Source organism: Pseudoalteromonas sp. KJ63-1 (assembly GCF_055808145.1).
The window spans coordinates 2,844,980-2,869,180 of record NZ_CM147855.1 but is presented as its reverse complement, the minus strand read 5'-3'; the positions used below and the strand labels follow the sequence as shown (position 1 = coordinate 2,869,180).

Below are 24,201 nucleotides of genomic sequence, written 5' to 3'. Positions count from 1 at the left end.
TTTTTATTGCATGCTAAGTAGCTGTTTTGCTTTTACTAACTGGATATCGGCTAATTCTTCAGCGTTAAAAACCGTGTTTTGTTCTGATTGTTCATTTTTTATTATAACGGCTTTATTTGTTTGTGGAAGCGTTGTTTGATTAATCGCCACATTTGGGGTTACGCCAATCCCTTCAATAGACTCTCCCAGTGGCGTAAAGTAACGTGCGGTGGTTAGTTTTAAGGCGGTATCGCCGTCGCCTAATGGAATAAGTGATTGCACTGTTCCTTTGCCAAACGACTGACTCCCTACTATTTTTGCACGTAGGTTTTCTTTTAACGCTGCAGCTAGTATTTCTGCTGCTGAGGCTGAGTTTTCATTAATGAGGACAACAATCGGCGCACCTTTCAAAATATCGCCGCGTTTAGCGTAAAAAGATTGGTTCGAATCATAAAAACGCCCTTTGGTGGTTACAATTAAGCCATCTTGAAGAAACAGGTCTGCCACTGAAACTGCGCTTTTTAAAGTACCTCCAGGGTTGTCTCGTAAATCAATAATTAGGCCTTTTAATGAATGGCCATAATGGTTTTGCATGGCGGCTATTTGCAAGGCAACTTCATGTAAGGTGTGATTAGAAAAGTTATTAATAGCAATATAACCGCTACCTGAGTCAAGTAGTTGCTTGGTAACACTAGCTAACTTAATTTGCTTTCTGCTGAGGTTAAATATTAGTGGCGTTTGACTGTCATTACGGGTAATACTTAGCTGTACTTTGCCATTAGCGCTGTCTTTGATGTATTGTGCAACTAAATCAATGGGGCTATTTTCTACATATTGCTGATTCACGGCAGTAATTATATCGCCAGAGCGAAGGCCTGCTTGTTTTGCAGGGGAGTTATTAATTACTTTAACAATTGTAGTACGTTGTTCAATGCTTTTTACCTCTATACCTAAGCCGGTATAGCGCCCATTAGTGTTATCAAATAATGCACTTAGCTCATTTTTATCTAAATACTTAGAGTAGGCGTCGAGCTTAGAATATAATCTTTCAAATTGAGACGAATTGTATTCAATATACTCACTGTTTTGCAGTGCTAAATCATCAACGTAGTAGGTGTGGATATTAAACAGTATTTCATTTATTTTTTGGCTTTCTAAATCTTTAACCGAGCTTGCATAGGCAGTATTTATAAAGCCACAAAGCACTAATAAAACAAATAAGATAAAACTAAAGCAGAGTGCTTGCTTTTTCACAGAATTCTTTTGTTGGCAAATGTGTGTGTTTATCATAACTGCCTCTAACAGGATGCAGCTATTTTGGTATTAAATACGCCTGCACCATTTTATGGGATTAACAGCACGCCCTTTATGGCGTATCTCAAAGTATAGACCAGAATCTGCTTGTCCACCGCTTTGCCCGACTAATGCAACACTTTCACCTTCTCTGACCATATCACCCACGTCTTTTAACAAGGTTTGTGCGTGTCCGTATAGGCTCATAAAACCTTGGCCGTGATCAAGTACGATTACCCAGCCATAGCCTTTTAACCAATCAGCAAACACTACTTGGCCATTATCAATGCTATTAACTGAAGTCCCTTCGGCGGCTGAAATTAATACGCCTTTCCAGTTTATTCCGCCGTGCTTACGTTGGCCAAACCTATGCGCTAATTTCCCTTTGCTCGGCCAGTTTAATTTTCCTTTATTACGATTTAAGCCAAGTAACTCAATTTTTGTAATTTTTTCCTCTTCTTGAAGTTCTTTGATAGTGGCAATCAGAGTTTGTTCGTTTTCCTCTAAGTAGCTAATGGAATTTTTGGTTTTATTTAACTGCTTTTTTAGATTTTTTAAGCTTGATTGGCGCTCATTTTTGGCATTGAGGAGTGCCGCTTGTCGCCTTTTTTGCTCCTCAAATAAAGCAACCAGCCTCTCTTTTGTTTTTGTCAGTTCAGCTTGGTTTTTCGCAATCTCTAGTTGTAGTGCTTTAAGATCATCAAGCTGTTTTATACGGGCTTTATTTAGGTAGTTATAGTAGCTAAGTGTTCGTTCAAATTTGGCGGTATTTTCTTGGTTAAGCAGCATTTTTGGATAGTCATCGCTACCTGTCATATAAGCACTTTTTAATTGGGCTGCTAGAATACGTTGAAACTGTGTTTGTTGCTTTTCAAGCTGTGCTGCTTTTTGCTGCTGCTCTGCTTGCTGTTGTTGTGTTTTTTTAACGGATTGCTCAGCCATATTAAGTGCTTTTGCATTTTTAGCAATGGCGAGTTCATGAGTTTTAAGCTTTTGTTGCTGCTTAGCAATTTCTTTTTGTTGTTGTTGAAACTCGGCTTGGCTTTGCTCTAAGGCAACTTGTACCTGTGATAAGTCTTTTTTGGTACGATCTTCATTAGCCACTGCAACGCCAGTGGCTAATGAATTTAGTAAACATATACACGCAATAATGCGGCATGCGCTTTTATTCATAAGTTATTTCAACACCATAATAGGCGAACCTGTCATTTCTGCAGGTTGTTCCAAACCCATTAAATGCAGCATAGTAGGTGCAACATCGCTCAAGGCTTTACCGGTATGCGCTTGTGCGTCACGACCTACATAAATAAAGGGTACGGGTTCGCTTGTATGTGCTGTGTGCGCTTGGCCTGTTTTAAGGTTTGCCATTTGCTCTGCATTACCATGATCAGCAGTGATTAGTGCTTCTCCCCCATATTCTTTAAGGGCATCAACTACACGACCAATACAGCTATCTACTGCTTCACAGGCTTTAACTGCCGCTTCAAATACACCTGAGTGGCCTACCATATCGCCATTAGGGTAGTTACAAATAATGGCATCGTACTTTCCACTTTTTATTGCCTCAACGAGTTTATCTGTAAGCATTTGCGAGTTCATTTCTGGCTGTAAATCATACGTTGCTACTTGAGGAGATGGGATCAGCTCGCGAGTTTCGCCGTCAAACTCATTTTCGCGTCCGCCACTAAAGAAAAAGGTAACGTGGGCATATTTTTCAGTTTCTGATATACGTAGCTGAGTTTTACCTTGTTTTTCAAACCATTCACCAAGTACGTTATTAAGCGGCGTTGGGCCAAAAGCCACTGGCGCATCAATATCAGCAGCGTATTCAGTCATCATCACAAAGCCACTAAGCTCGGGCGATTTTTTCTTATTAAAGCCCTCAAAATCAGGTTCGACAAAGGCGCGAGTGATTTCGCGTGCGCGGTCTGCTCTAAAGTTGGCAAATATAATGGTGTCGCCATCATTTACTTTTACTGATTCGCTACCTTTAGGGGTAATAGTACTGGCTGCTACAAATTCGTCATTTTCATCACGCTCGTAGGCAGCATTGAGTGCGTTTACGCCATTTTCATAATCAAAGTCGCCTTCACCTAGGGTGATTAAATTATACGCTTTTTCAACACGGTTCCAGCGATTGTCTCTGTCCATGGCATAGTAACGACCAATTAATGAGGCTAAACGGCCACATTTAAGTTCGCTAAATAAGGCTTCAATACGCTCAATTGATGCTTTAGCACTGCGTGGGGGAGTATCTCGGCCATCTAAAAAGGCATGGAAGTACACTTCTTTAGCGCCGCGTTTTGTAGCCAATTGTATACTCGCCACAATATGATCTTCGTGACTATGAACGCCACCAGGGCTTAGCAGTCCCATAATATGAACGGCTTTGTTGGCATGAACAGCTTTATCAATGTTTTCAACCAGCGCAGGGGTTGTATCAAATTCGCCATCATCAATGGCTTTTGTGATGCGGGTAAAATCTTGATACACAATACGACCAGCACCTAAATTAACATGGCCAACCTCAGAATTACCCATTTGACCACCAGGAAGACCCACATCTAAACCCGATGCTGAAATTAATGTATGAGGGCGAGTGGCCCAAAGCTCATCTAACACAGGGGTATTAGCAGCTAAAATAGCATTACTTTGCTCATCTTCTCTGTATCCCCAGCCATCTAAAATCATTAATACCAGTGGTTTTTTATGCTCTGTCATAGTCACTCCTATTAGGGTCTGTTGACCTTTGCGGATTAAAATTTGTTCAAACTAGGGGCGGTTTAATCGCGGCGCGAGGTTTGTAACCTAGTGGGCTAAGTAAAAACCGAGCAACAAAGAGTAAATCGCCCCTAGGCAGAACCCTTCGGGCAGCACCTGTTTGGCATTGATGCTGCGTTATCGCCTATTTATGGGGAATAACCACACCACATAGGCTCTGCCTTGCCTAAATACCAAACAGACTGCTGCAAATTTAACCTTGAAAGATCAACAGACCCTAGCGTTGCTGAAATACACGCTAACATTAATGCCAACATGCCAAGCTTAAGCATACCGCGTTTTATAGCTAGGATCAGCAATGAAAAGAAGATATTAAAAATTTTCAATGAGCTCGCTCTATCAATTGTATACTTTAAAGGGTGGGTTATTTTTTAGTTAAAAGAGCACTACATTGTGGCTTCCAAGCGTGCTTAAACTCGCATTTTTAGCTGATTTGGGTATACTTGCGCGGCTAATCCCTATTTTATTCAAGTATTGAATAGGCTTGTGGGGTAAGCTAAGCCTATGTGTAGGTAAAATTCAGAGTAGCCTAACAGTGCTCTAAATTGAATTACAGATGAGTGACTGCTCATTGTGTAAGTTCAATAAATATGAATTAAATATCTAAAACACCCTGTTTTAGCATGTAACTTTATAGTGGAAGTCGAATGGATCAATATATTGAATTTGTCTCAAATCATCCAATTCTAAGCCTAGCTTGGGTTGCGATTGCGTTTCTTATTGTTAGTGGCGCAATAAAAAGTAAATTTTCAGCAATTCGTCAGATCAATCCTCAGCAGTTAACGTTACTTATTAACCGCGAAGACGGTCAGGTTGTTGATATGCGTGGGCAAAAAGAGTTTAAAACAGGCCATATTGCCGGTGCTGTGCATTTAAACCCTGAAAAAGCCAAAGAATCTGATTTCTCAACCCTTGAAAAGTATAAGAGCAAACCCATTATAGTGGTATGTGCTGCAGGCATGACTGCTTCAGGCGTTGCAACCGCAATGCATAAAGCAGGTTATGAACAGGTTTATGTTTTATCTGGCGGTATGGGTGCGTGGCAATCAGCAAGTCTGCCAACAACAAGCGGTCGCTAATATCTCTTAGCTAAACCGATTAAGGATTAATTATGAGTAACGTTGTTTTATACACCAAAGGATATTGTCCTTTTTGTCATCGCGCATTAGCGCTGTTAGACAGCAAAGGTGTAGAATACACAAACATTGATATTGGCGTTCAGCCAGAGCTTCGCGATGAAATGATCGCCAAAGCCGGTGGCGCAAGCACGGTTCCACAAATTTTTATTAACGATGAACACATCGGTGGCTGTGACGATATGATGGCACTAGAAGCACAAGGTCACCTTGATGCTAAGTTAAGTGCTTAATTTAATTAATTATAATAAATAACAGGTTAGGAATAACAATGAACGAACAAAATCAAAACGCAGCAGCAGAAGCTGATGCAGGCGCACAGTTTACTATTCAACGTATTTACACTAAAGATGTGTCGTTTGAAACGCCAAATTCACCCGCTATTTTTCAAAAAGAGTGGGCTCCAGAAGTAAAATTAGATTTAGATACACGCTCTAATAAGCTTGATGAAGGTGTATACGAAGTTGTTTTAGCATTAACTGTGACGGCATCTATCGGTGAAGAAACTGCGTTTTTGTGTGAAATTCAACAAGCAGGTATTTTTACTATTGCTGAAGTTGAAGAAATGCAATTAGCACATATGCTAGGTGCATTCTGTCCTAACGTGTTATTCCCATATGCACGTGAAGCGGTATCGAACTTAGTAAATCGTGGTACGTTTCCACAACTTAATCTTGCGCCAGTTAACTTTGACGCATTATTTGCACAGTACATGCAGCAACGCACAGCGCAAGCTGAGCAGGCTTCAGCAGACGCATAATTTATGAATACAGCAACATCAGCTGTTACTGTTTTAGGGGCGGGGTCATATGGCACCGCCCTTGCTATTTGTTTAGCCCGAAATGGTCACAAAGTGACTTTATGGGGACGCAATAGTCAAGACGTTGCGACGCTTGCAGCTGAGCGAAAAAATCAACGTTACTTACCTGATATTCCTTTTCCTGACACCTTAACCCTTGAAGCTGATTTACAACATGCAACAGCAGCTAGCAATATTGTACTGGTTGTTGTGCCGAGTCATGCGTTTGCTGACACGTTAAAGCAAATTAAACCGGCTTTACGCTCAGATGCAAAAATAGCGTGGGCTACTAAAGGGCTTGAGCCTGATACTGGGCGTTTATTGCAAGAAGTGGCAGTGCAAGAACTCGGTGAAGAAGTGCCATTAGCGGTGCTTTCGGGGCCAACTTTTGCTAAAGAAATGGCGAAGGGTTCACCAACTGCCATTTCGGTGTCATCAACTTCATCAGCATTTGCGAAACAAATTGCCGATTTATTACATTGCGGTCGATCGTTTAGAGTGTACAACAATGATGACTTTATTGGCATACAGCTTGGTGGTGCGGTTAAAAACGTGATTGCTATTGGTGCAGGGATTTCTGATGGTGTCGGCTTTGGTGCAAATGCACGTACCGCGCTTATTACTCGTGGTTTAGCAGAGTTATCGCGTTTGGGTTGTGCCCTAGGTGCAAAACCAGAGACCTTTATGGGGATGGCTGGTTTAGGCGATTTAATTCTAACCTGTACCGATAATCAGTCGCGCAACCGCCGTTTTGGTTTAGCCTTAGGTCAAGGTGAAAGTGTTGATGATGCGATTGCATCAATCGGCCAAGTAGTTGAAGGCTTTAGAAATACCAAAGAAGTGTATTTACTTGCGCAGCGTGCGGGCGTTGAAATGCCAATCACTGAGCAGATATACAAAGTGCTTTATGAGAATAAAGGCATGAAAGCAGCTGCTATGGCATTACTTGGTAGAGAACAAACATCTGAGTAATAACACCAAATTTATTAAAATCAATTATTGCCTACCTTAAGTGTTATTCATAGTGAGCAACCTTAAGGTATTGGCAAATATGCTAATCTTAAGGTTGCTTTAATAAAATCATTACGACATATACGCTTATTTAAAGTAGTTTGTCATTATTTGATTGACGTTTATTTTGGCTAAACCTTTATTATAAATTTGTTGCCATTTTTTTCCTTCTGCATCGTTTCTAAACGCAATATATAGTTTTTTCTCTTCAAGTAAATTTGCGTTCATCGCAACTTTACTTGCAATGCTGGTAAGGGATTTATCTGTGCTCAGTAAGTACTTTAATACATTAGCATCAATAACTGCTGCGTCTATTCTGCCAGCGGCTACTTTTTTAATATTTAGCACATCAGAAGTCACAGCATCACCTGTAATAGCACCAGTGGCTATCATATAATCGAGCTCTTTGGTGTTTACGTAGTCTTGTACAACCCCAATACGTTTTCCAGCTAAATCGTTTATAGTTGAAAAACTAATTGGTTTTGTATTATTTTGTACTAATCCAAGCGGGCCTGTACCTATTACTTCAGAAAAAACAACATTTGGGTTTGAGTGCATATAAGACGGAAAGTAACCCACATACTTTGAGTTTGCCTGTAATGCAGAGTTAACCGCTCGTGTCCAAGGATAAAAGCCAACAATGAGATCGTAGCCTTCGGCTTTAAAAGCGGCTTTTGCAACCGCAACAGAGGCACCTTGCTGATCGAGTGATTTGTCAGAATAGGGTGGCCAAGATAGTGATGTTAAATAAACTGTATTTGCCATCACTAAATGTGAAAAGCTCAGTGATATCAATAGTAATAGTATTTTCATAGCGTGCCTTTAAAGTTAAACTCAACAACTATAGTAAAGCAATGATTGTTTTAATTTCATACAGTGCTAAAACTATTTCGTTATAGGCGATTAAACCGCCATTGGATTCGGGTTTGTTGAACTTTGCTGGTTAAAAATCGTGCAATTCAGGCGCAAGCCTCGTAACCTAGTGGGCTAAGTAAAAATCGAGCAAAGCTTCCGCGTCCTGCTCAAAGTTCATATCTACACCTTTATAGGCATAGTCACTCTTAGGCAGCTGCAAACTTAACCTTTAAATGTCACTAGGTCTTGAATAAATACAACTCTCACAGTCTACTTGTCTCAGTTTTAGGTTACGTTTTAAAAACACTGGCAGAATCTTTTAATTGTGCCGCTAGCTCTTGCATATCCCGAGAGTAAGTTTGAACTTGTTCAATTTTAGCCATACTACTTTGTCCAGCCGATACCACTTCATTAATATTTTTACTTAAGTCCTCAGCAACGGTGCTTTGCTCGGTAACTGCACTTGAAATATGGCTCGACATTTGGGTAATTGATCCAATTGCGTTAGAAATATTTGCAATCAGCTCGCTCGCTGCAGTTGCCGCACTCATACTGTCTTGACTCATATTTTTACTCAGTTGCATGACATTAACTGCAGATTGAGAGCCTTTTTGCAGATTTTCAATGGTAGTATGTATCTCCGCTGTGCTTTTTTGTGTTCTACTTGCCAAAGAACGTACTTCATCAGCAACTACGGCAAACCCTCGCCCTTGCTCACCTGCTCGAGCTGCTTCAATAGCGGCGTTTAATGCCAGTAGATTTGTTTGTTCTGCGATAGCCTGAATAACGTCAAGTACTGATACAATATCCTGAACAGATTCTTCTAAAGTACCTATTACTCTAGATGATTCATCAAGTTGACCGACTAAACTTTCAATAGAGTTAATAGAGTTTAAAAAAGCTTCATGAACTTTTTGTGCATCAATATTTGCAGTTTCTGCAGAGTTCAAAGTATGCTTTGCATTATTTTCTATTTCTGTTGCAGAAGAAGCCATTTGTGTAATGGCTGTCGCTATTTGGTCTGTTTCTACCTGTTGTGTGGATAAATAGTGTACGCCTTCTGCGCTAAGTGATGAGATGTTACCAGCAACACTAAGCGAATCATCTACCGACAATTTAAAACCATTTATAAGCGCTGCAATTTTATGCTCAAACTTATTAAAAGAGGCTGCCAGTTGACCTATTTCGTCATTGCGTCTAACAACGATTTCTTGTGTTAGGTCGCCATCACCACTGGCTATCATTGCCATTTTTTCTGCTACCTCAGATAGAGGCTGCGCAACTAGTTTTTTAAAAATATAAACTAAAACAGCTCCCAAAATACTGGCAAGCAACAACATCTCAATGACTAAAAATATCGCCAATTCAGTTAATACTTTATCAATATGACTGTATTCAACGTAAAGACTCACTGAGCCGACTTTATTAGGGGTACCTGAATCATCATAAATAAGTTCACTTTGTATAACAGACTGTGTTTTTACACCGTCTGTTTCTGCAAAAACTTGCTCATTAGTATCATAAATTGTTATTTTAGAAATATTATCAGAAGCTACTTCAGCTTTTATTAACTTATTTGCGAGCTCGTCTTGAAAGTTCCACATTGCATTGGGTAACGATAAACCAATACGTTCTTTAGCTAGGCTAATCTCAGTATCAAGTTTTTGCTTTAGTTGCTTACTTTGGGTGGTATAATCATAAATTCCAAAGCACAACAGCACCAATATCATAGCGCTCAACGTGGTAACTACAAGCCTAAATAAAATTGAACGGGTCAAAGGATGTCCTTACTTTAAGTAGTTTGACATTATTGCATTAACATCTATCTTCTCTAACCCTGAGTTGTAGATTTGTTACCATTTTTTTCCTTCGGCATCGTTTCTAAATGCAATATAAAGGCTTTTATCTTCAAGTAATGTTTCATTCATTGATACTTTACTTTTCATGCTTGCCAGTGATTTATCAGTACTTAGTAAATAATTAAGCACATTGGCATCAATAACTGCTGCATCAATTCTACCAGCTGCAACTTTTTTGATATTTAGTACATCGGAGGGGACTGCATCACCCTTTATCGAACCCGCGGCAATCATATCGTCAAGCTCTTTAGTATTTACATAATCTTGCACCACACCTATACGCTTACCAGCTAAATCACTGGTAGTAGAGAAAGTGATAGGTTTTACATTGTTTTGTACTAACCCAAGTGGACCTGTACCTGTTGGATTTGAAAATACAAAATCAGACGTGTCATGCATATACTCAGGAAAATAACCAACATACTTTGAATTTGCTTGAGCTGCAGAATTAACTGCGCGAGACCATGGGAAAAAGTCTACAACAAGCTCGTGCCCTTCAGCTTTAAATGCGGCTTTTGCTACAGCAACAGATGCACCTTGTTGATCAAGTGATTTATCAGCATAAGGCGGCCAAGCTAATGACGTTAAGTAAACGGTATCGGCACAGACCAAGTTTGAAAAACCTAATAATATTAATAGTAATAATGTTTTCATAGCGTAACCTTAAAAGTTAAATGTTCTTGATACTGAAAGAAGTATAGTCGAGTCACCATAGGTGTCTAAGTCTGTGTCTTCATAGCTGGCCGATAAGTTCCAGTCGTTGATAGTGTAATTAGCACCAACACGCCAATGAATATAGTTATCATCATCAGCTTCCCACTGCCATTTGTCGTCATCATGGCTGAGTGAGTAGTCGGCACCTATATCAATCGAAAAAGCATCATTAATGGGAAAGTTGTGCGTGATCATTACAATGCTGTGGCCAGCACCCGTACCAAAGTAATCCCATGCATGCCAGAAGTTTAGATTAGTATTGCCATAATTGAACTTAGCGTACGCTTCAGCATAGTTATAGTCTGAGCTAAAGTCCTCGCCATGGTAGGTGTATTGAGCTATGCCTACGTCAAGGTTTATAGAATCGTTTAGGCTAGTAAAATAACCTAAATAACCGTCTGCTTCTATATCTGTACCTTCTCCAAAGTCGACATTTGATCCCCAAACGCCAGCATAAAAACCAGTGTCTCCAGCCCAGTCAAAGCTAGCCTGTAGGGCGGGGTCCTCTTGAGTTTGGCTAACACCATTGAATAAATAATCAGAAACAACAGTTACTGTTGCCGAAGTCGCTGCAAGTGATGAAGTTGAGCAAAGTAGGAATGAGCTAAGTAATAATTTTTTCATAATTTAACGTTTTAAAAAGAAATATTATCATTAGCTTAGTACAAGTTTATAGATTTTGAAAAATAGTCAGTGATAAGGGTCTGTTGACCTTTGTGGATTAAAATTTGTTCAAACTAGGAGCGGTTTAATCGCGGCGCGAGGTTTGTAACCTAGTGGGCTCGATAACTGCTCCTGCGTTATTCTACTGGCTTACATCCATGTAAGAATAAGTAAAAACCGAGCAAAAAAGAGTAAATCGCCCCTAGGCAGAACCCTTTGGGCAGCGCCTGTTTGGTATTGATGCTGCGTTATCGCCTATTTATGGGGAAAAACCATACCACATAGGCTCTGCCTTGCCTAAATACTAAACAGGCTGCTGCAAATTCAACCTTAAAAGGTCAACAGACCACTAATGCTTAATGGCGCTTAAAGTTACTAAATTTAAACGCCAGTTTAATTTATTGGGCGTTAGGAAAACCAAGTTGGCGCCAAGATTCATACACAAACACAGCTACTGCATTAGATAGATTCATACTGCGACTATCGGCTTGCATAGGAATACGAACGCGTTGCTCATTGGGTAATGCTTGGATCATTTCATCAGGCAAACCTCGAGTCTCAGGGCCAAATACTAAGCAGTCACCCGCTTCATATTGTGCTTGATGGTGAAATTGACTGCCTTTGGTGGTGCACGCATACACTTTTTTAGGCTGGCACTTTTCTAAGTAAGCTTCAAATGAAGCATGGCGTTGCACATGGCTAAATTCGTGATAATCAAGGCCAGCGCGTTTTACACGTTTGTCATCCCACTCAAACCCCAATGGTTCAATTAAATGCAGTGCAAAGCCTGTATTGGCACATAAACGAATGATATTCCCGGTGTTAGGCGGAATTTCAGGTTGGTATAAAACAATATCCAGCACAATAAGCCCTATAAAATCTTTAATTTGACGGGCTCAGTATACACGAACAATGAATAAAAAATGATATACTGAAAACATTAAATACAGCTTACAGCGGAAAGATACGTGCATAATCGCAGTTATGAATTTTGGGTTAAGGCCTCTAGTATAGTGACCATGGTTATGGTCAGCCTAATGATTGCGACCAAGGCATGGGCCTGGCTAGCGTCGGGTTCGGCATCAATGCTCGGCTCATTAACCGACTCATTAATGGATATCACAGCAACGCTAATGAGCTTTTTGGTTTTATCGTACGCGCTGCGTCCTGCGGATGACGACCACCGATTTGGCCACGGTAAAGCAGAGGCGCTTGCAGGGTTAGGGCAAGCTGCTTTTATTGCAGGCTCGGGTTGTTTATTGGCGTTTCATGGTATTGAGCGTCTCATTAACCCCGTAGAGCTGACACATTCATTATTAGGTGTATGGGTGAGTATTTTTGCCATAGTGTGTACATTAGTGATTGTGTATGTGCAAAATAAAGTCGTAAAGCATACAGAATCAATCGCTATAAAAGCAGATTCTGTACACTACAAAGGCGATTTAATTTTAAACGCTGCGGTGCTACTTGCTATTTTACTTGCTTATTATGGGGTGCTGTATGCTGACCCTTTGTTTGCCATAGGTGTGGCAGGATATTTACTTTATAACAGCTGGGATATAGCAACCGAAAGTGCCTCACACTTAATGGATAAAGAGCTACCAGATGAAGAAAAGCAAAGTATTTTTGAAATAGCCCGTAACCATAATGACGTTTATGGGGTGCATGGTATTCGTACTCGGCAAGGCGGTAAAGTTAAGTTTATTCAGCTGCATTTAGAGCTTGATGACAATTTACCACTTATTCGTGCCCATAAAGTAGCAGATGAAGTAGAAGCCATGATCACTCAGCAGTTTGAATCACAAGTGGATATATTGATTCACTTAGATCCACTGTCACTGAGTAGTTAACCTACAGACTCGCAAAATTTATACAGGCTAGTTAGCAGTGATTGGCGGATATCATCACGTTCAAAAAACAGCTCGTGCTTAGCTCCTTTAAACTGCTTGATTAGCGTATTTTTATGCCTACTTGCGAGCTTATGTTGGGCTTGATTATCAACCACTTCATCATTTTCTGCGCTGGCTATAAATAGTGGGGTGGTTATAGATAGTTTGTCGAGTGCTTTAATGAACGAAAAAACGGTATGCAGCCAACCATAAGTCACACCACCTAATTGTAACAGTGGGGTTTGCTGATAAGTTGTCCTAAATTGCTCGTAACGTATTTGACTACTGGTTAAAGTATTAAGCGCAAACTCTTCAGCTGAATAATCGCTTTGCCCTAGTGCATAACATCCTGAGAAACCAAATAATGACGCACTCGCAGCGATAAAATGTGCAATTGGTTTGGGTATTCCTTTGGTATAAATATCAAACATGGGCGCCGATAAAAACGCTCCACTAAAATCATGTGAATAACGTGCTAAGTAATCAAACGCAATGGCGCCGCCCATTGAATGGCTAAGTAGTAGTTTTTTACCTTGCCAGTGTTGCTGCACCACTTTTTCATTAAACTGGTTAAGATCGTGACTGTAATCTTCAAATTGTTTTACGTAGCCTTTGTGGGGGTTTTTTAATAACCGATAAGAGCGACCTTGGCCTTGGTGATCAACAATAAACACAGCAAAATTATTACAATAAAGCTCCCAAAGTAGCTCTTTGTATTTATCAAGTCCTTCAATGCGCCCTGAACTAATAACAATGGCTGTATGAGCATTTTTAGGCTTGGCATAAGCATAAAATAATTCCCCAGCTGCTGTGTTTAAATACGCTTTTTTAAGCGTATTAGTATAAAACTCAGTAATTGCAGACAGGTTATTTTCAAGCTCGCTTTCAGTGCTATAAAACATGGTCTCTCTTTTGTATTGGTAAGCTTACTTCAACGCATAATCCGCCAGCGTCTTTGTTTGATAAAGCTAAATTTCCGCCATGCGCTATTACCGCATTTTTTGCAATGGCTAACCCTAACCCTGTCCCCCCACTGTGGCGGTCGCGGGCATCTGATTGCCTAAAAAATGGTTCACACAACTTATCAAGTTGCGCCTTAGGTACGCCTGGGCCGTCATCACATATTTGTATGTATATGGTATCACTGTGTTTTAAGCTAATACTAATAGTATGTTGTGCATATTTAATGGCGTTACGCAGAATGTTCTCTAAGGCACTGGCAATCAACATTTCGTCGCACTTTATATTTGCCTCAACATTACCGTGTACAAGTAAGATTTTATTGTGCTGTTTTGCTTCAAACTGAGCATCGTTAATCACATGGTCAACAATCACTTGCAGCGACTGTATTTGCAGTGATAAAGGTTGGCTATTGGCTTCTAAGCGCGATACCTGCAATACGTCGGCTATCATTTTATCCAGTTGGTTAGCTTCTTTTTCAATACGCAACAAATAAGATTGGTTTGCCTCACTTGCCTGCATTTGTGCCAGCCCTGTAGCCATTTTTAAACGGGTTAGCGGGGAGCGTAATTCATGGGATATATCGGCTAATAAACGCTTTTGAGCGCTAAGTAGCTGCTCAAGTTGATCAGCCATACGGTTAAAGTCGCGCCCTAAAACTCCAAGCTCATCTTTTCGCTGACTATTTATCGCCGCACGCGCACTTAAATCGCCGTTTGAGAGCTTGATTGCTGCTTGTTTTAAGCTATTTATAGGGGCAATTAAGTTACGACTAAATAAAAAACTTAATGTAAGCGAGGCAATAATTGCCATGGTAATTTTTAACCAAACGGGTAATAATCTTAAGCGAATAAAGAGTGGTCGTTGCTGATTGATATCGATTTCATATAACTCAAATTCCCCTTCAGGAACCCGAATGCGTACAGGGCCAAAAGCTTGGTAATATTCAGTAAAAATAACCTGTGGCGACATGCCCTTACTAAAGTTAAGTAAACTTAAATCAATATTGCTCTCAATATTTTTACTGATCAACACTTCATCGCTATTTTGTGAATTTAAATAAAGCAGCTTACGTTTAGTTAAACGCGGATGAGTAATAATGTCATTAATAGAGCGCTTGTGTTTATGTGCGCTACGCTCGATACCTCGTGCCAAATATTCTAGGTTTTTTTGCATCGGCCCTTGTAGTGGATCATGGCTAATGGCGTTTATTAGTGAAATATTACTCAAGAAAAAGAGCGCTGTAAAAGTACCAATTATGGTTAGCCAAAACCACGTAAACACTTTAAAAAACAAATAATGTCGTGGGTGGCGTAGCCAACTAAAGCGCAGAGCTTTATTCTCCTTGGATGAAGGCATATCCCGCTCCTCTCATTGTTTTAATTTTATCGCCCTCAATATGCTCGGCTATTTTTTTACGAATATTACTCACATGCATATCTATAGAGCGGTCAAAAGATGCTAAGCGTCTGCCTAATACATCTTCGCTTATTTGCTCTTTACTAATTACATCAGGTGCGTGTTTTATCAATAAAGCGAGTATTTCGTATTCGGTGCCCGTTAGTGTGAGAGGGCTGTTATTAATACTGGCCTCTCGCGCAGCAAAATTAATAGTAATACCGTTTAAAGAGAGCTTTTTATTAGTGTTATTGCTTACACTATTTATATGTTCAATGCGGCGAGTAATTGCTTTTACGCGGGCTAGTAGTTCTCTGTGATTAAACGGCTTTGGTATGTAGTCGTCAGCGCCGAGTTCTAAACCAAAAATACGGTCAAAGTCTTCTCCTTTAGCGGTCAGCATAATCACCGGTGTTAATTTACTTTGCCTGAGTTGTTTCAGTACTTCAAAGCCATCTATAGAGGGCAACATAACGTCTAGTAATATAAGCGCGTAATCGTTTTGCAAGGCAAGTTCTAAGCCTTGTTGACCATCATGTGCGGTTTGAATGCTAAAGCCTTGTGCACTTAGGTATTCGCTTAATAATTCGCATAAACCGGTGTCATCATCAATCATTAATAGTTTCATATATAAAGCCTTACGCGCTGTTTATGGTTTTATTTTACGCGCTAAATTCATCAAAAGTTAGTCTTTACATAACCTTTACACTGCTTTGCGTTACTTTGCATTGAACCAGTTATAGTGAACATACTGGTTAGCAGCCAACAACCAATCCAATATTAAGGTGATGATTATGACTAAAGTAAACACGTTATCAAAATTAGTACTCATTTGCGGTTTAACAGCGGCAACGCTCAGTACGGGCAGCGTATTTGCAAAAGGCGATGGCTATAAACAAGGTCACTCTCAAGCGCGCTTTCTACTTTCTGAGCGGGCAGCTGATAAACTAGCGCTTACGCAAGAGCAACAAACACAACTAAAAGCGATTTTTACAGCGCAAAAAACGCAAATTAAAGCGCTAAGAAGCCAAGACAAAGACGCGCGTAAGGCACAGCGCCAAACCTATAAAGCGCAAATGGATGCGTTATTGTCAGCGCCAAATTTTGACGAAAATGCAGCAAAAGAGTTATTAACTGCACGCCAAGATAAGAAACAGCAATTGGGGTTAATTAAATTAAAAACCCAGCATCAAGTAATGCAACTACTTAACGCTGAGCAAAAAGAGAAGTTAGCTAAAATTCAGCAGCGAATGACCAAAAAGCACCGCAAACATAAAGCATAGCGTTTTAACACAAAGCAAAAAGCCAGCTAAATGCTGGCTTTTTTATATTACACGAGTGATTATTTAAAAAAGTCATCTTCATTTTTTGCCATCATTGCTTCAATGTCTTCAATCATGTCTTGATTGAATTCATCTGCAGAGGTGATGGGTGCTGAAATTTTATTATTTTCAAACGACCACTCTCCTAAGTCAATAAGTTGGCAACGCTTTGAGCAAAAAGGGCGGTGCGGACTTTGTGCTGACCATTCTACTTTTACTTTGCAGGTTGGGCAGTTAACCATAGTTGGCATAATTTACTCTCAAATTAATATAGGCTTGGCTGCTCAATTTATCGTTCAGCAACTAAGCATTTTATTTAAAAACTAGTAACGCGGTTTATCTCAGCCAGCGAGGTCACACCCTCTGCTGCTTTACGAATACCCGATAAACGTAAATTGTTATACCCTGCTTTAAGTGATACCTCAGCAATTTCTAATGAGTTACCACCACGCATTATAATTTGCGCTATTTCGGGGGTGATTTTCATAACCTCGTAAATACCAACACGGCCTTTATAGCCCTCAGTACAGCTTTCACAGCCTTTAGGGGCATACAAAACCATATCCTGTATTTGTTGTTCACTAAAGCCTTGGCGAATAAGTTCTTCACGCGGTAATTGCTCTGGCGTTTTACATTTAGAGCATAATCGGCGCGCTAATCGCTGAGCGATTATTAAGCTAATTGAACTGGCCACATTATACGCGGGTACGCCCATGTTTAACAAACGAGTTATGGTTTCAGGTGCAGAGTTAGTATGTAGCGTTGATAGTACTAAGTGACCGGTTTGCGCCGCTTTTATTGATATTTCAGCGGTTTCTAAATCTCGTATTTCACCTACCATTACTACATCGGGATCTTGACGTAAGAACGCTCGTAAAGCATTAGCAAAGGTCATGTCGGCTTTAATGTTTATTTGTACCTGATTAACCCCTTCGAGGTTAATTTCTACCGGATCTTCGGCGGTACTGATGTTTCGCTCTGGCTGATTGAGTATATTTAAACCCGTATACAGGGAGACGGTTTTACCTGAGCCAGTTGGGCCGGTAACTAAAATCATCCCCTGTGGTTGCTCTAATGCATCGAGGTAGAGTTTTTTCTGCTCAGGTTCATAACCTAATACATCAATACCTAACATGGCACTTGATGAATCGAGGATACGCATTACAATTTTTTCGCCCCATAAGGTAGGCATGGTACTAACACGAAAATCAATACTTTTACGTTCTGTCACTTTGAGTTTTATACGGCCATCTTGTGGCTTACGTTTTTCAGCGATATCAAGGCGCGACATAACTTTTATACGGGCAGATAGCTTACTGGCCAAGGTGTTTGGCGGGCTGGCTACCTCATGTAAAATTCCGTCGATGCGAAAGCGAATACGGTATTTATGTTCATAAGGTTCAAAGTGTAAGTCTGAGGCGCCTTTTTTTATTGCGTCCATTAAAATTTTATTAATGTAAACAATAATAGGGGCGTCGTCTTTGTCATCGTCTTTTGGCGTATGGTCTTTTTGTGGCTCAGAATCTAGTTCAGCAAACTCTTTAAATTCATCCTCACTTAAATTTAAGCTACCTGCAGCATCCAATAGTTGCTCAATTTTATGGTCAAGCTGTAGGTAGTCAACCACCACCACTTCACACGATAAACCGGTGCTAAATTCAAAGTTTTCAAAGGCACCATAATCGGTAGGATCTGAGGCGGCAATATATACTTTTCTGCCTTTTTGTACCAAAGGTAAAATATGGTGCTTGCGAATTAGCTTTTCTTTAACCAGCTCTGCTGGAATTTGTGCAACATTAAAGTCTTTTAAATCAAAAAAAGGCACTCTAAACAAATCAATACATTGCTCAGCTAAATCGTTGCTATCTATTTTTCCGCATTTAGAAATAAGTTCTGCGGTTGACGCAAAGTCTTGCTGCCTGGCTTTTACGGTATCGGTATCGACACGGCCGAGGGTAATAAATTTTCTTAGTAACGGTGAGTTAATATTCATTGCGCACCTGATTTAATCCTTCTTTACTCAGCAATTTATCAGAAAAAAGAAAGGAATACATTAATCGTACCAATGCAGCAGATAATTTACCGATAAAAAATATCAGTTTATTGCGCTGTGATTGGGTCAGTCACTCTATATTGTAGACTTTGCTTGCTGTAAATAATAACTATGTAGCTTAAGTAAGTCTTGTTTTACATCGTTTAAATCGCGGTTATTATTTAAAATATCATCCGCTTTTTGTTGTTTATGCTCACGAGATATCTGTGCGTCAATAATTTGTTTTGCTTGTTCAGAGCTAATATTGTCACGTTTTGTGGTGCGGGTAATTTGTATTTCTACTGGTACATCAATTAGTAAAGTACGATTACAGTAGCGATCAAGCTCATTTTCAAATAATAACGGGGCAACTAAAACCACATAGTCGCTTTGCGCGTTTTTTAAGTCAGTGAGCAGTTTAGTGCGTATTAAAGGATGCAACAGCTTATTGAGCCATGTTTTTTGCTCAAGGTTACTAAAAATACGTGCTCTTAGCTCGCTACGGTTTAATGCGCCATGTTCATCGAGTATGTCAGAGCCAAAATGCTTAATAATGGCATTAAGCCCTTCTGAGCCAGGTTCAACCACTTGGCGAGCTACAATATCAGCATCAACAATAGTAATGCCTAGCTCTGCCAACATATCGCTAACTGCGGTTTTACCACAGCCAATCCCACCGGTTAGGCCCAGCACCCAGTTATTTTTATGGTGTTGTGTATTACTCATAGTTAGTAACCAATAAAATTAAAATAGCTGTTTTGTAGTTGTGTACCCCACAGCATAGTTATCCAACCGGCTATTGCTAAATAAGGACCAAAAGGAATAGGCGTTGCTTTGTCTTTACCTTGAATACTCAGTAGGGCAACGCCAATAACAGCGCCAACTACGCTTGAGAGTAAAATAATGGTCAATAATGATTGCCAACCCAGCAGTGCGCCAAATACCGCCAGTAATTTAAAGTCGCCATAACCCATACCTTCTTTGCCAGTAATTAGCTTAAACAGCCAAAACACACTCCACAAGCTTAAATAACCACATGCTGCACCAATAATGGCATCGCTAGGGGCTATGGTATAACCCATAACTGAGGCGATTAACGCCAGCCATAAAAGCGGCAAAGTAAGCTGATCTGGCAGTAGCATGTGATCAATATCAATAAAAGTCAGTGCTACCAATGCCCAAGTCACTACAATGTACAATAAAGCCTGCTCAGTTGCGCCAAAAGTGTAAGCAACAACTAGGCTCAAAATAGCGGTAATGGCTTCAACGGTTGGGTAACGCACTGATATTGGGTTATCACAGGTTGCGCATTTACCTTTTAAAAATAACCAACTAAATATAGGAATGTTTTGCCATGGTTTAATGGCTGCTTTGCACTTAGGACAACATGAGTTGGGCTTAACTAAATTAAACGTGCCAGTAGTTTGTGAAGTGGTCTGTTCAGCCTTTGGGCTGGTTAGTTCATCGGCTAATAATAAGCGGCATTCAGTTTGCCATTCTTTTTGCATCATCAGTGGCAAGCGATATATCACCACATTTAAAAAGCTACCAATACATACACTCACAAGGCCAATCGTGGTCAAATAAAACCATAAGTTAGCCTGCATCGCGTTGCTGATATCAATAAAAATACTTTGCATTTATTTTACCTAAAACTAAATTCTGTGTTGATAATACAGTGGTTTTATATAAGTGCAAAGTTAGGTTCGAGGTTCGAGGTTCGAGGTTCAAGGTTCAAGGTTCAAGGTTCAAGGTTCAAGGTTCAAGGTTAAAGGTTAAAGGCTCGGGCAACGGGCAACGAGATGCGGGGCCCCCGCGTTTTAATTGTTCTGTAGGCGGGGCTTTATGCCGCGCAGGGCTATTATTCACAAAGAGGTTAAGAGACGCTTCGCTTTTAGAGGTCGTTAAGGTTACGGGTAACGGGCGGCAAGTTGCAGGGAACCACCCCGTTTTAATTATTCTGTAGGCGGGGCTTTATGCCGCGCAAGGCCATTATTCACAAAGAGGTTAAGAGACGCTTCGTTTTTAGAGGTATTTAAGGTTACGGGTAACGGGCGCGAGTTGCAGGGAACCACCCCGTTTTAATTATTCTGTAGGCGGGGCTTTATGCCGCGCAAGGCCATTATTCACAAAGAGGTTAAGAGACGCTTCGCTTTTAGAGGTAGTTAAGGTTACGGGCGCGAGTTGTAGGGAACTACCGCCGTTTTAATTGTTCTGTAGGCGGGGCTTTATGCCGCGCACTTTAGTTGCGGGCAACGGGCCTAGAAACTCGAAGCTAAATAACTGAACCTAGTTGGAATATAGGTAAGTACATGGCCACAATTAAGCCGCCAACTAATACGCCTAACACCGCCATGATTAATGGCTCAAGTAAGCTAGATAAGCCATCTACTGCGTCATCCACTTCTTGCTCATAAATAGTGGCAACTTTAGCCAGCATGCCATCAAGCGATCCTGACTCCTCACCAATGGCAACCATTTGTATTACCATATCGGGGAATATTTTAGAGTTACGCATCGCCCAGTTCATTTGGTTGCCTGAGCTTACCTCGGCTTTTATTTCTAAAATAGCATAACGGTAAACTGCGTTGCCTGAGGCACCAGCTGCAGAATCCAAAGCATCCACCAATGGTACACCCGCAGCAAAAGTAGTCGATAAAGTACGGGCATAACGTGCCACGGCAGCTTTATTTAAAATCATGCCGACAACAGGGAGTTTAAGTATGGCACGGTCGGTGGCATCACGCAGTTTTAAACTTCTTAAATGTGCTTCTTTAAATATATAACCAAATGCCACAACGCCAATGAGGGCTATCCACCAATTTGCTTGCATAAATTCTGAAATGCCAATCACAAATAAGGTAAAGGCTGGCAGTTCGGCACCAAAGCCAGAAAAGATATCTTGAAATTGCGGTACTACAAATATCAGCAATATTGAGGTAACAACGAACGCCACAACTAACACTGCTGCTGGATAAAACATGGCTTTTTTAATTTTTGATTTAAGTGCTTCTGACTTTTCTTTATAAAGCGCAACGCGGTCAAATATTTTATCAAGCGAGCCCGACTGTTCGCCTGAGGCTACTAAATCGCAATATAAATCATCAAAATAACGAGGGTATTTCCTAAGTGCGTTAGAAAGCGGTAACCCCGCTTTTACTTCATCGCCAATAGCACTCATGAGCTTACTCACGCTTTTATTGGTGGAGCCTGAGCCTATCATTTCAATGGATTGTATCAGCGGTACACCCGCCATTAACATAGTAGCAATTTGTCGAGTAACTAAAGCAATATCTTTAGGGGTGATTTTTTTCACGCTTTGCAAGCCAAACAAGGGCTTGGCTTTACGTTTTACTTTTGAGGGGGTAATACCTTGTTTGCGTAATTGTGCCTTAACTAAAGCTATGCTTGAGCCAGATAATTCACCTTCAAGCTTTTTCCCTCGAGCACTAACACCCACCCATTGGAAGGTATCTAAGCCTCTGTCTTCTTGCTTTTTTGCCACAAATATTACTTCCAACTGTTTATTAAAGCATAACTTACTGTGAAGAAAAAAGCGCTCAAAAGAGCGCTTAATTTTTTCTTCTGTGTTCTGCTATTATCCACCAGTACCAGTACCAGTACCAGTACTAGCAGTACCATCACAACCGGTTGGTTTGTGCTCTGCATCCGCATCTGTTGAACAAGTCCAAGCTCCTTCTGTTGAACGAGATAGTGTTACCTTTTTGCCATTTACAGCAGGTCCACCATCAACAGTTCCAACGATTGAACCAGAACCATCGGCTGGTGTAGATGTGATTACTGTTCCAGAGCAAGCTTTGTTATTTATACCCATTTCTGCAGTTGTCATACTTGCAGACGCCGTACCTTCATTCATTTTAATTTCGAATGCAGTTTTACCCGGTGAAATTTCCGCTAAACATGCTGTAACCTGAGACTTAGCTGTATAATTTTGATAAGCAGGCAATGCAACTGCTGCTAAAATACCGATGATTGCTACTACAATCATTAATTCAATTAGGGTGAAACCCTTTTGGTTTTGTTGTGTCATTGTTTGCATGTTTCCTCTCCTAAAGGATAATGTTGTGGTAAGCCAAACGGGTATAAATTATAAATATAACTTATGTTGTTTACTTAACCTGTTACTACAAAAAATAAAATCATCTTTGCCAAGTGGCATTTCAGCACTATTGGTAGTCACTATTTTAAAGTTATTACCTTAAAGTAATGACCTCAAAGCAATGACCCAAAAGTAACGCACAGCATGGCGGTTATTCGTTTCTCGTCCCTTATTTGAGTATAAACCCAACCATTAAAAGTTAGTTATAACCCGCGTAAGTTACAAGTTAATTATAAAAATAAACCTTGTCGTTTATTTTTATTCTGTCCCTTACAAATGCTTCTCCATTCTTTTTAACTAATTAAGTATTTAAAACTAGTCAATATGAATGAGTCTAACACTGTTTATTGCGCTTTTGTATTTAAAAACTTTATAAAAAACGCCTTTATTTAATAACTTGTTACAAATAGTCCTTTAGGATTATTTAATGCTCTTTTTAAAAGCTGTCAATCAATTAGCGCAAGAAACTATAAATAGTTTTTACATTATTTATTCAAATCGCATCGATAAATCGATTGATTGTAAATTTTTTGTAAGCGCACCACTTGAGATAAAGTCGACCCCAGCTTGTGAGTAGGCTTTTAGCGTTTCTAAGGTCATATTACCTGATACTTCTAACTTAGCGCGCTTATTTGTAATGGTAACCGCTTGGCGTATTTGCTCAGGATTAAAATTATCTAGCATTATAATGTCAGCGCCTGCGCCAATGGCTTGCTCTAGCTCATCAAACGATTCAACCTCAACCTCTATAGGTTTATCGGCATGATTTAGCTTAGCTTGAGCTACGGCGTTATTAATTCCTCCGCAGGCTGCTATGTGGTTTTCTTTAATTAAAAACGCATCAAACAATCCAATTCGGTGGTTTGCACCGCCGCCACACTTAACAGCATATTTTTGCAATGCTCTTAGCCCCGGAATGGTTTTACGGGTATCGAGTAGTTGCGTGCTAGTGCCACTTAGCTCTTTTACATAATGCGCGGTGGTGGTGGCTGTGCCTGAAAGCGTTTGTACAAAATTAAGTGCTGTTCGCTCAGCCGTTAAAATAGCGCGTGCAGAGCCTGATGCAGTAAATAGGGTGCTATTGGCACTCACAAAGTCGCCGTCGTTCACGCATATATTTACAACTACACTTGGGTCGACTTGTTTGAATACTTCAATGATTAGGTCTTTACCACAAAAAATGCAGTCTTCACGGGAGATCACTTTCGCATTGGCTTGCTCTGCTTGAGGAATAAGCTGTGCGGTAATATCGCCTTGTTCTGCGCTTTGGTTATTTAGGTCTTCATCCAGTGCTAAAGTAACAAGTTGGCTAATTAGGATATGCGAAATAGACATGAAAAAGCTCATAGTAGATAATAAATTAACTAAATTTTACTCTGTTTAATTACTA

General features: G+C 40.2%; 25 protein-coding genes. 6 read left to right on the top strand and 19 right to left on the bottom strand.

Going from position 1 to position 24,201, the window contains the following annotated elements; translation table 11 throughout:
• Positions 1-3 precede the first annotated feature (3 nt).
• The 4 genes from AC0L7Q_RS13710 to AC0L7Q_RS13695 all read right to left on the bottom strand — a co-directional run bounded on the left by AC0L7Q_RS13710 (position 4) and on the right by AC0L7Q_RS13695 (position 4,379).
• On the bottom strand, positions 4-1,269 hold the full coding sequence (locus tag AC0L7Q_RS13710) for a S41 family peptidase (protein ID WP_413400832.1): 1,266 nt from the start codon (positions 1,267-1,269) through the stop codon (positions 4-6).
• 33 nt (positions 1,270-1,302) lie between these two features.
• The gene (locus tag AC0L7Q_RS13705) at positions 1,303-2,445 is read right to left on the bottom strand and encodes a murein hydrolase activator EnvC family protein (protein ID WP_413400831.1); all 1,143 of its coding nucleotides are present in this window, start codon (positions 2,443-2,445) and stop codon (positions 1,303-1,305) included.
• A gap of 3 nt (positions 2,446-2,448) precedes the next feature.
• The gene (gene gpmM / locus AC0L7Q_RS13700; protein WP_413400830.1) at positions 2,449-3,993 is read right to left on the bottom strand and encodes a 2,3-bisphosphoglycerate-independent phosphoglycerate mutase; all 1,545 of its coding nucleotides are present in this window, start codon (positions 3,991-3,993) and stop codon (positions 2,449-2,451) included.
• 188 nt (positions 3,994-4,181) lie between these two features.
• On the bottom strand, positions 4,182-4,379 hold the full coding sequence (locus AC0L7Q_RS13695; RefSeq protein WP_413400829.1) for a hypothetical protein: 198 nt from the start codon (positions 4,377-4,379) through the stop codon (positions 4,182-4,184).
• A gap of 321 nt (positions 4,380-4,700) precedes the next feature.
• On the opposite strand from AC0L7Q_RS13695, the gene AC0L7Q_RS13690 reads away from it, so the two are divergent.
• The 4 genes from AC0L7Q_RS13690 to gpsA are packed head-to-tail and all read left to right on the top strand — an operon-like array spanning position 4,701 to position 6,960.
• Positions 4,701-5,132, top strand: a complete 432-nt coding sequence (locus AC0L7Q_RS13690; protein WP_010391832.1) for a rhodanese-like domain-containing protein — start codon at positions 4,701-4,703, stop codon at positions 5,130-5,132.
• Between the two features lie 32 nt (positions 5,133-5,164).
• Positions 5,165-5,422 (top strand): glutaredoxin 3, encoded by a 258-nt coding sequence (grxC, locus tag AC0L7Q_RS13685; RefSeq protein WP_010391834.1) that lies wholly within the window; start codon positions 5,165-5,167, stop codon positions 5,420-5,422.
• A gap of 38 nt (positions 5,423-5,460) precedes the next feature.
• Positions 5,461-5,949: a protein-export chaperone SecB gene (gene secB / locus AC0L7Q_RS13680; protein ID WP_010391837.1), complete on the top strand. Its 489-nt coding sequence runs from the start codon at positions 5,461-5,463 to the stop codon at positions 5,947-5,949.
• A 3-nt stretch (positions 5,950-5,952) separates the two neighbouring features.
• Positions 5,953-6,960 (top strand): NAD(P)H-dependent glycerol-3-phosphate dehydrogenase, encoded by a 1,008-nt coding sequence (gene gpsA, locus AC0L7Q_RS13675; protein ID WP_413400828.1) that lies wholly within the window; start codon positions 5,953-5,955, stop codon positions 6,958-6,960.
• Between the two features lie 126 nt (positions 6,961-7,086).
• Here the strand turns inward: gpsA and AC0L7Q_RS13670 are convergent, their stop codons facing one another.
• The 5 genes from AC0L7Q_RS13670 to trmL form a co-directional block, all read right to left on the bottom strand.
• The gene (locus AC0L7Q_RS13670; RefSeq protein WP_409423966.1) at positions 7,087-7,812 is read right to left on the bottom strand and encodes a substrate-binding periplasmic protein; all 726 of its coding nucleotides are present in this window, start codon (positions 7,810-7,812) and stop codon (positions 7,087-7,089) included.
• Between the two features lie 332 nt (positions 7,813-8,144).
• Positions 8,145-9,632, bottom strand: coding sequence for a methyl-accepting chemotaxis protein (locus AC0L7Q_RS13665; RefSeq protein ID WP_409423965.1), 1,488 nt, complete (start codon positions 9,630-9,632; stop codon positions 8,145-8,147).
• Positions 9,633-9,707: 75 nt separating this feature from the next.
• A complete protein-coding gene (locus AC0L7Q_RS13660; RefSeq protein WP_409423964.1) occupies positions 9,708-10,367 on the bottom strand; it encodes a substrate-binding periplasmic protein in 660 nt (219 codons plus the stop codon).
• Positions 10,368-10,376: 9 nt separating this feature from the next.
• A complete protein-coding gene (locus tag AC0L7Q_RS13655; protein ID WP_138609609.1) occupies positions 10,377-11,051 on the bottom strand; it encodes a TorF family putative porin in 675 nt (224 codons plus the stop codon).
• 437 nt (positions 11,052-11,488) lie between these two features.
• Positions 11,489-11,953 carry a tRNA (uridine(34)/cytosine(34)/5-carboxymethylaminomethyluridine(34)-2'-O)-methyltransferase TrmL gene (gene trmL, locus AC0L7Q_RS13650; protein ID WP_178956626.1) on the bottom strand — a complete coding sequence of 155 codons (465 nt, stop codon included), beginning with the start codon at positions 11,951-11,953 and terminating at the stop codon, positions 11,489-11,491.
• Between the two features lie 105 nt (positions 11,954-12,058).
• On the opposite strand from trmL, the gene AC0L7Q_RS13645 reads away from it, so the two are divergent.
• Positions 12,059-12,940, top strand: a complete 882-nt coding sequence (locus AC0L7Q_RS13645) for a cation diffusion facilitator family transporter (RefSeq protein WP_473697721.1) — start codon at positions 12,059-12,061, stop codon at positions 12,938-12,940.
• On the opposite strand, the gene AC0L7Q_RS13640 is transcribed toward AC0L7Q_RS13645, so the two are convergent.
• From AC0L7Q_RS13640 to AC0L7Q_RS13630, 3 genes are read right to left on the bottom strand one after another with little or no spacing between them, the layout of a single operon-like run.
• Positions 12,937-13,881, bottom strand: coding sequence for an alpha/beta fold hydrolase (locus tag AC0L7Q_RS13640; RefSeq protein ID WP_409423962.1), 945 nt, complete (start codon positions 13,879-13,881; stop codon positions 12,937-12,939). The genes AC0L7Q_RS13645 and AC0L7Q_RS13640 overlap by 4 nt on opposite strands.
• A complete protein-coding gene (locus tag AC0L7Q_RS13635) occupies positions 13,871-15,298 on the bottom strand; it encodes an ATP-binding protein (RefSeq protein ID WP_413400827.1) in 1,428 nt (475 codons plus the stop codon). The genes AC0L7Q_RS13640 and AC0L7Q_RS13635 overlap by 11 nt, the downstream gene beginning before the upstream one ends.
• Positions 15,276-15,965 (bottom strand): response regulator, encoded by a 690-nt coding sequence (locus AC0L7Q_RS13630; RefSeq protein WP_413400826.1) that lies wholly within the window; start codon positions 15,963-15,965, stop codon positions 15,276-15,278. Before AC0L7Q_RS13630 ends, AC0L7Q_RS13635 begins: the two co-directional genes overlap by 23 nt.
• A gap of 166 nt (positions 15,966-16,131) precedes the next feature.
• Between AC0L7Q_RS13630 and AC0L7Q_RS13625 the strand changes: the two genes are divergently transcribed.
• Positions 16,132-16,620, top strand: coding sequence for a Spy/CpxP family protein refolding chaperone (locus tag AC0L7Q_RS13625; protein WP_413400825.1), 489 nt, complete (start codon positions 16,132-16,134; stop codon positions 16,618-16,620).
• Between the two features lie 59 nt (positions 16,621-16,679).
• Here the strand turns inward: AC0L7Q_RS13625 and yacG are convergent, their stop codons facing one another.
• The 7 genes from yacG to nadC form a co-directional block, all read right to left on the bottom strand.
• A complete protein-coding gene (gene yacG, locus AC0L7Q_RS13620) occupies positions 16,680-16,910 on the bottom strand; it encodes a DNA gyrase inhibitor YacG (protein ID WP_054202591.1) in 231 nt (76 codons plus the stop codon).
• A 65-nt stretch (positions 16,911-16,975) separates the two neighbouring features.
• On the bottom strand, positions 16,976-18,652 hold the full coding sequence (gene pilB, locus AC0L7Q_RS13615) for a type IV-A pilus assembly ATPase PilB (protein WP_413400824.1): 1,677 nt from the start codon (positions 18,650-18,652) through the stop codon (positions 16,976-16,978).
• Between the two features lie 135 nt (positions 18,653-18,787).
• Complete coding sequence (gene coaE, locus AC0L7Q_RS13610; RefSeq protein ID WP_413400823.1) at positions 18,788-19,417, bottom strand: dephospho-CoA kinase; 630 nt, start codon at positions 19,415-19,417, stop codon at positions 18,788-18,790.
• A 2-nt stretch (positions 19,418-19,419) separates the two neighbouring features.
• Positions 19,420-20,331, bottom strand: coding sequence for a prepilin peptidase (locus AC0L7Q_RS13605; protein ID WP_413400822.1), 912 nt, complete (start codon positions 20,329-20,331; stop codon positions 19,420-19,422).
• Positions 20,332-20,966: 635 nt separating this feature from the next.
• Positions 20,967-22,196 (bottom strand): type II secretion system F family protein, encoded by a 1,230-nt coding sequence (locus AC0L7Q_RS13600; RefSeq protein ID WP_413400821.1) that lies wholly within the window; start codon positions 22,194-22,196, stop codon positions 20,967-20,969.
• A gap of 93 nt (positions 22,197-22,289) precedes the next feature.
• The gene (locus tag AC0L7Q_RS13595) at positions 22,290-22,751 is read right to left on the bottom strand and encodes a pilin (protein WP_413400820.1); all 462 of its coding nucleotides are present in this window, start codon (positions 22,749-22,751) and stop codon (positions 22,290-22,292) included.
• A 549-nt stretch (positions 22,752-23,300) separates the two neighbouring features.
• Complete coding sequence (gene nadC, locus AC0L7Q_RS13590; RefSeq protein WP_413400819.1) at positions 23,301-24,146, bottom strand: carboxylating nicotinate-nucleotide diphosphorylase; 846 nt, start codon at positions 24,144-24,146, stop codon at positions 23,301-23,303.
• Between the last annotated feature and the right edge of the window lie 55 nt (positions 24,147-24,201).

Excerpts from the sequence above, each read along its gene's own strand:
- AC0L7Q_RS13710 (WP_413400832.1), bottom strand. The coding sequence starts at position 1,269 with ATGATAAACACACACATTTGCCAACAAAAGAATTCTGTGAAAAAGCAA.
- AC0L7Q_RS13705 (WP_413400831.1), bottom strand. The coding sequence starts at position 2,445 with ATGAATAAAAGCGCATGCCGCATTATTGCGTGTATATGTTTACTAAAT.
- gpmM (WP_413400830.1), bottom strand. The coding sequence starts at position 3,993 with ATGACAGAGCATAAAAAACCACTGGTATTAATGATTTTAGATGGCTGG.
- AC0L7Q_RS13690 (WP_010391832.1), top strand. The coding sequence starts at position 4,701 with ATGGATCAATATATTGAATTTGTCTCAAATCATCCAATTCTAAGCCTA.
- grxC (WP_010391834.1), top strand. The coding sequence starts at position 5,165 with ATGAGTAACGTTGTTTTATACACCAAAGGATATTGTCCTTTTTGTCAT.
- secB (WP_010391837.1), top strand. The coding sequence starts at position 5,461 with ATGAACGAACAAAATCAAAACGCAGCAGCAGAAGCTGATGCAGGCGCA.
- gpsA (WP_413400828.1), top strand. The coding sequence starts at position 5,953 with ATGAATACAGCAACATCAGCTGTTACTGTTTTAGGGGCGGGGTCATAT.
- AC0L7Q_RS13670 (WP_409423966.1), bottom strand. The coding sequence starts at position 7,812 with ATGAAAATACTATTACTATTGATATCACTGAGCTTTTCACATTTAGTG.
- AC0L7Q_RS13660 (WP_409423964.1), bottom strand. The coding sequence starts at position 10,367 with ATGAAAACATTATTACTATTAATATTATTAGGTTTTTCAAACTTGGTC.
- AC0L7Q_RS13655 (WP_138609609.1), bottom strand. The coding sequence starts at position 11,051 with ATGAAAAAATTATTACTTAGCTCATTCCTACTTTGCTCAACTTCATCA.
- AC0L7Q_RS13640 (WP_409423962.1), bottom strand. The coding sequence starts at position 13,881 with ATGTTTTATAGCACTGAAAGCGAGCTTGAAAATAACCTGTCTGCAATT.
- AC0L7Q_RS13635 (WP_413400827.1), bottom strand. The coding sequence starts at position 15,298 with ATGCCTTCATCCAAGGAGAATAAAGCTCTGCGCTTTAGTTGGCTACGC.
- AC0L7Q_RS13630 (WP_413400826.1), bottom strand. The coding sequence starts at position 15,965 with ATGAAACTATTAATGATTGATGATGACACCGGTTTATGCGAATTATTA.
- AC0L7Q_RS13625 (WP_413400825.1), top strand. The coding sequence starts at position 16,132 with ATGACTAAAGTAAACACGTTATCAAAATTAGTACTCATTTGCGGTTTA.
- yacG (WP_054202591.1), bottom strand. The coding sequence starts at position 16,910 with ATGCCAACTATGGTTAACTGCCCAACCTGCAAAGTAAAAGTAGAATGG.
- pilB (WP_413400824.1), bottom strand. The coding sequence starts at position 18,652 with ATGAATATTAACTCACCGTTACTAAGAAAATTTATTACCCTCGGCCGT.
- coaE (WP_413400823.1), bottom strand. The coding sequence starts at position 19,417 with ATGAGTAATACACAACACCATAAAAATAACTGGGTGCTGGGCCTAACC.
- AC0L7Q_RS13605 (WP_413400822.1), bottom strand. The coding sequence starts at position 20,331 with ATGCAAAGTATTTTTATTGATATCAGCAACGCGATGCAGGCTAACTTA.
- AC0L7Q_RS13595 (WP_413400820.1), bottom strand. The coding sequence starts at position 22,751 with ATGCAAACAATGACACAACAAAACCAAAAGGGTTTCACCCTAATTGAA.
- nadC (WP_413400819.1), bottom strand. The coding sequence starts at position 24,146 with ATGTCTATTTCGCATATCCTAATTAGCCAACTTGTTACTTTAGCACTG.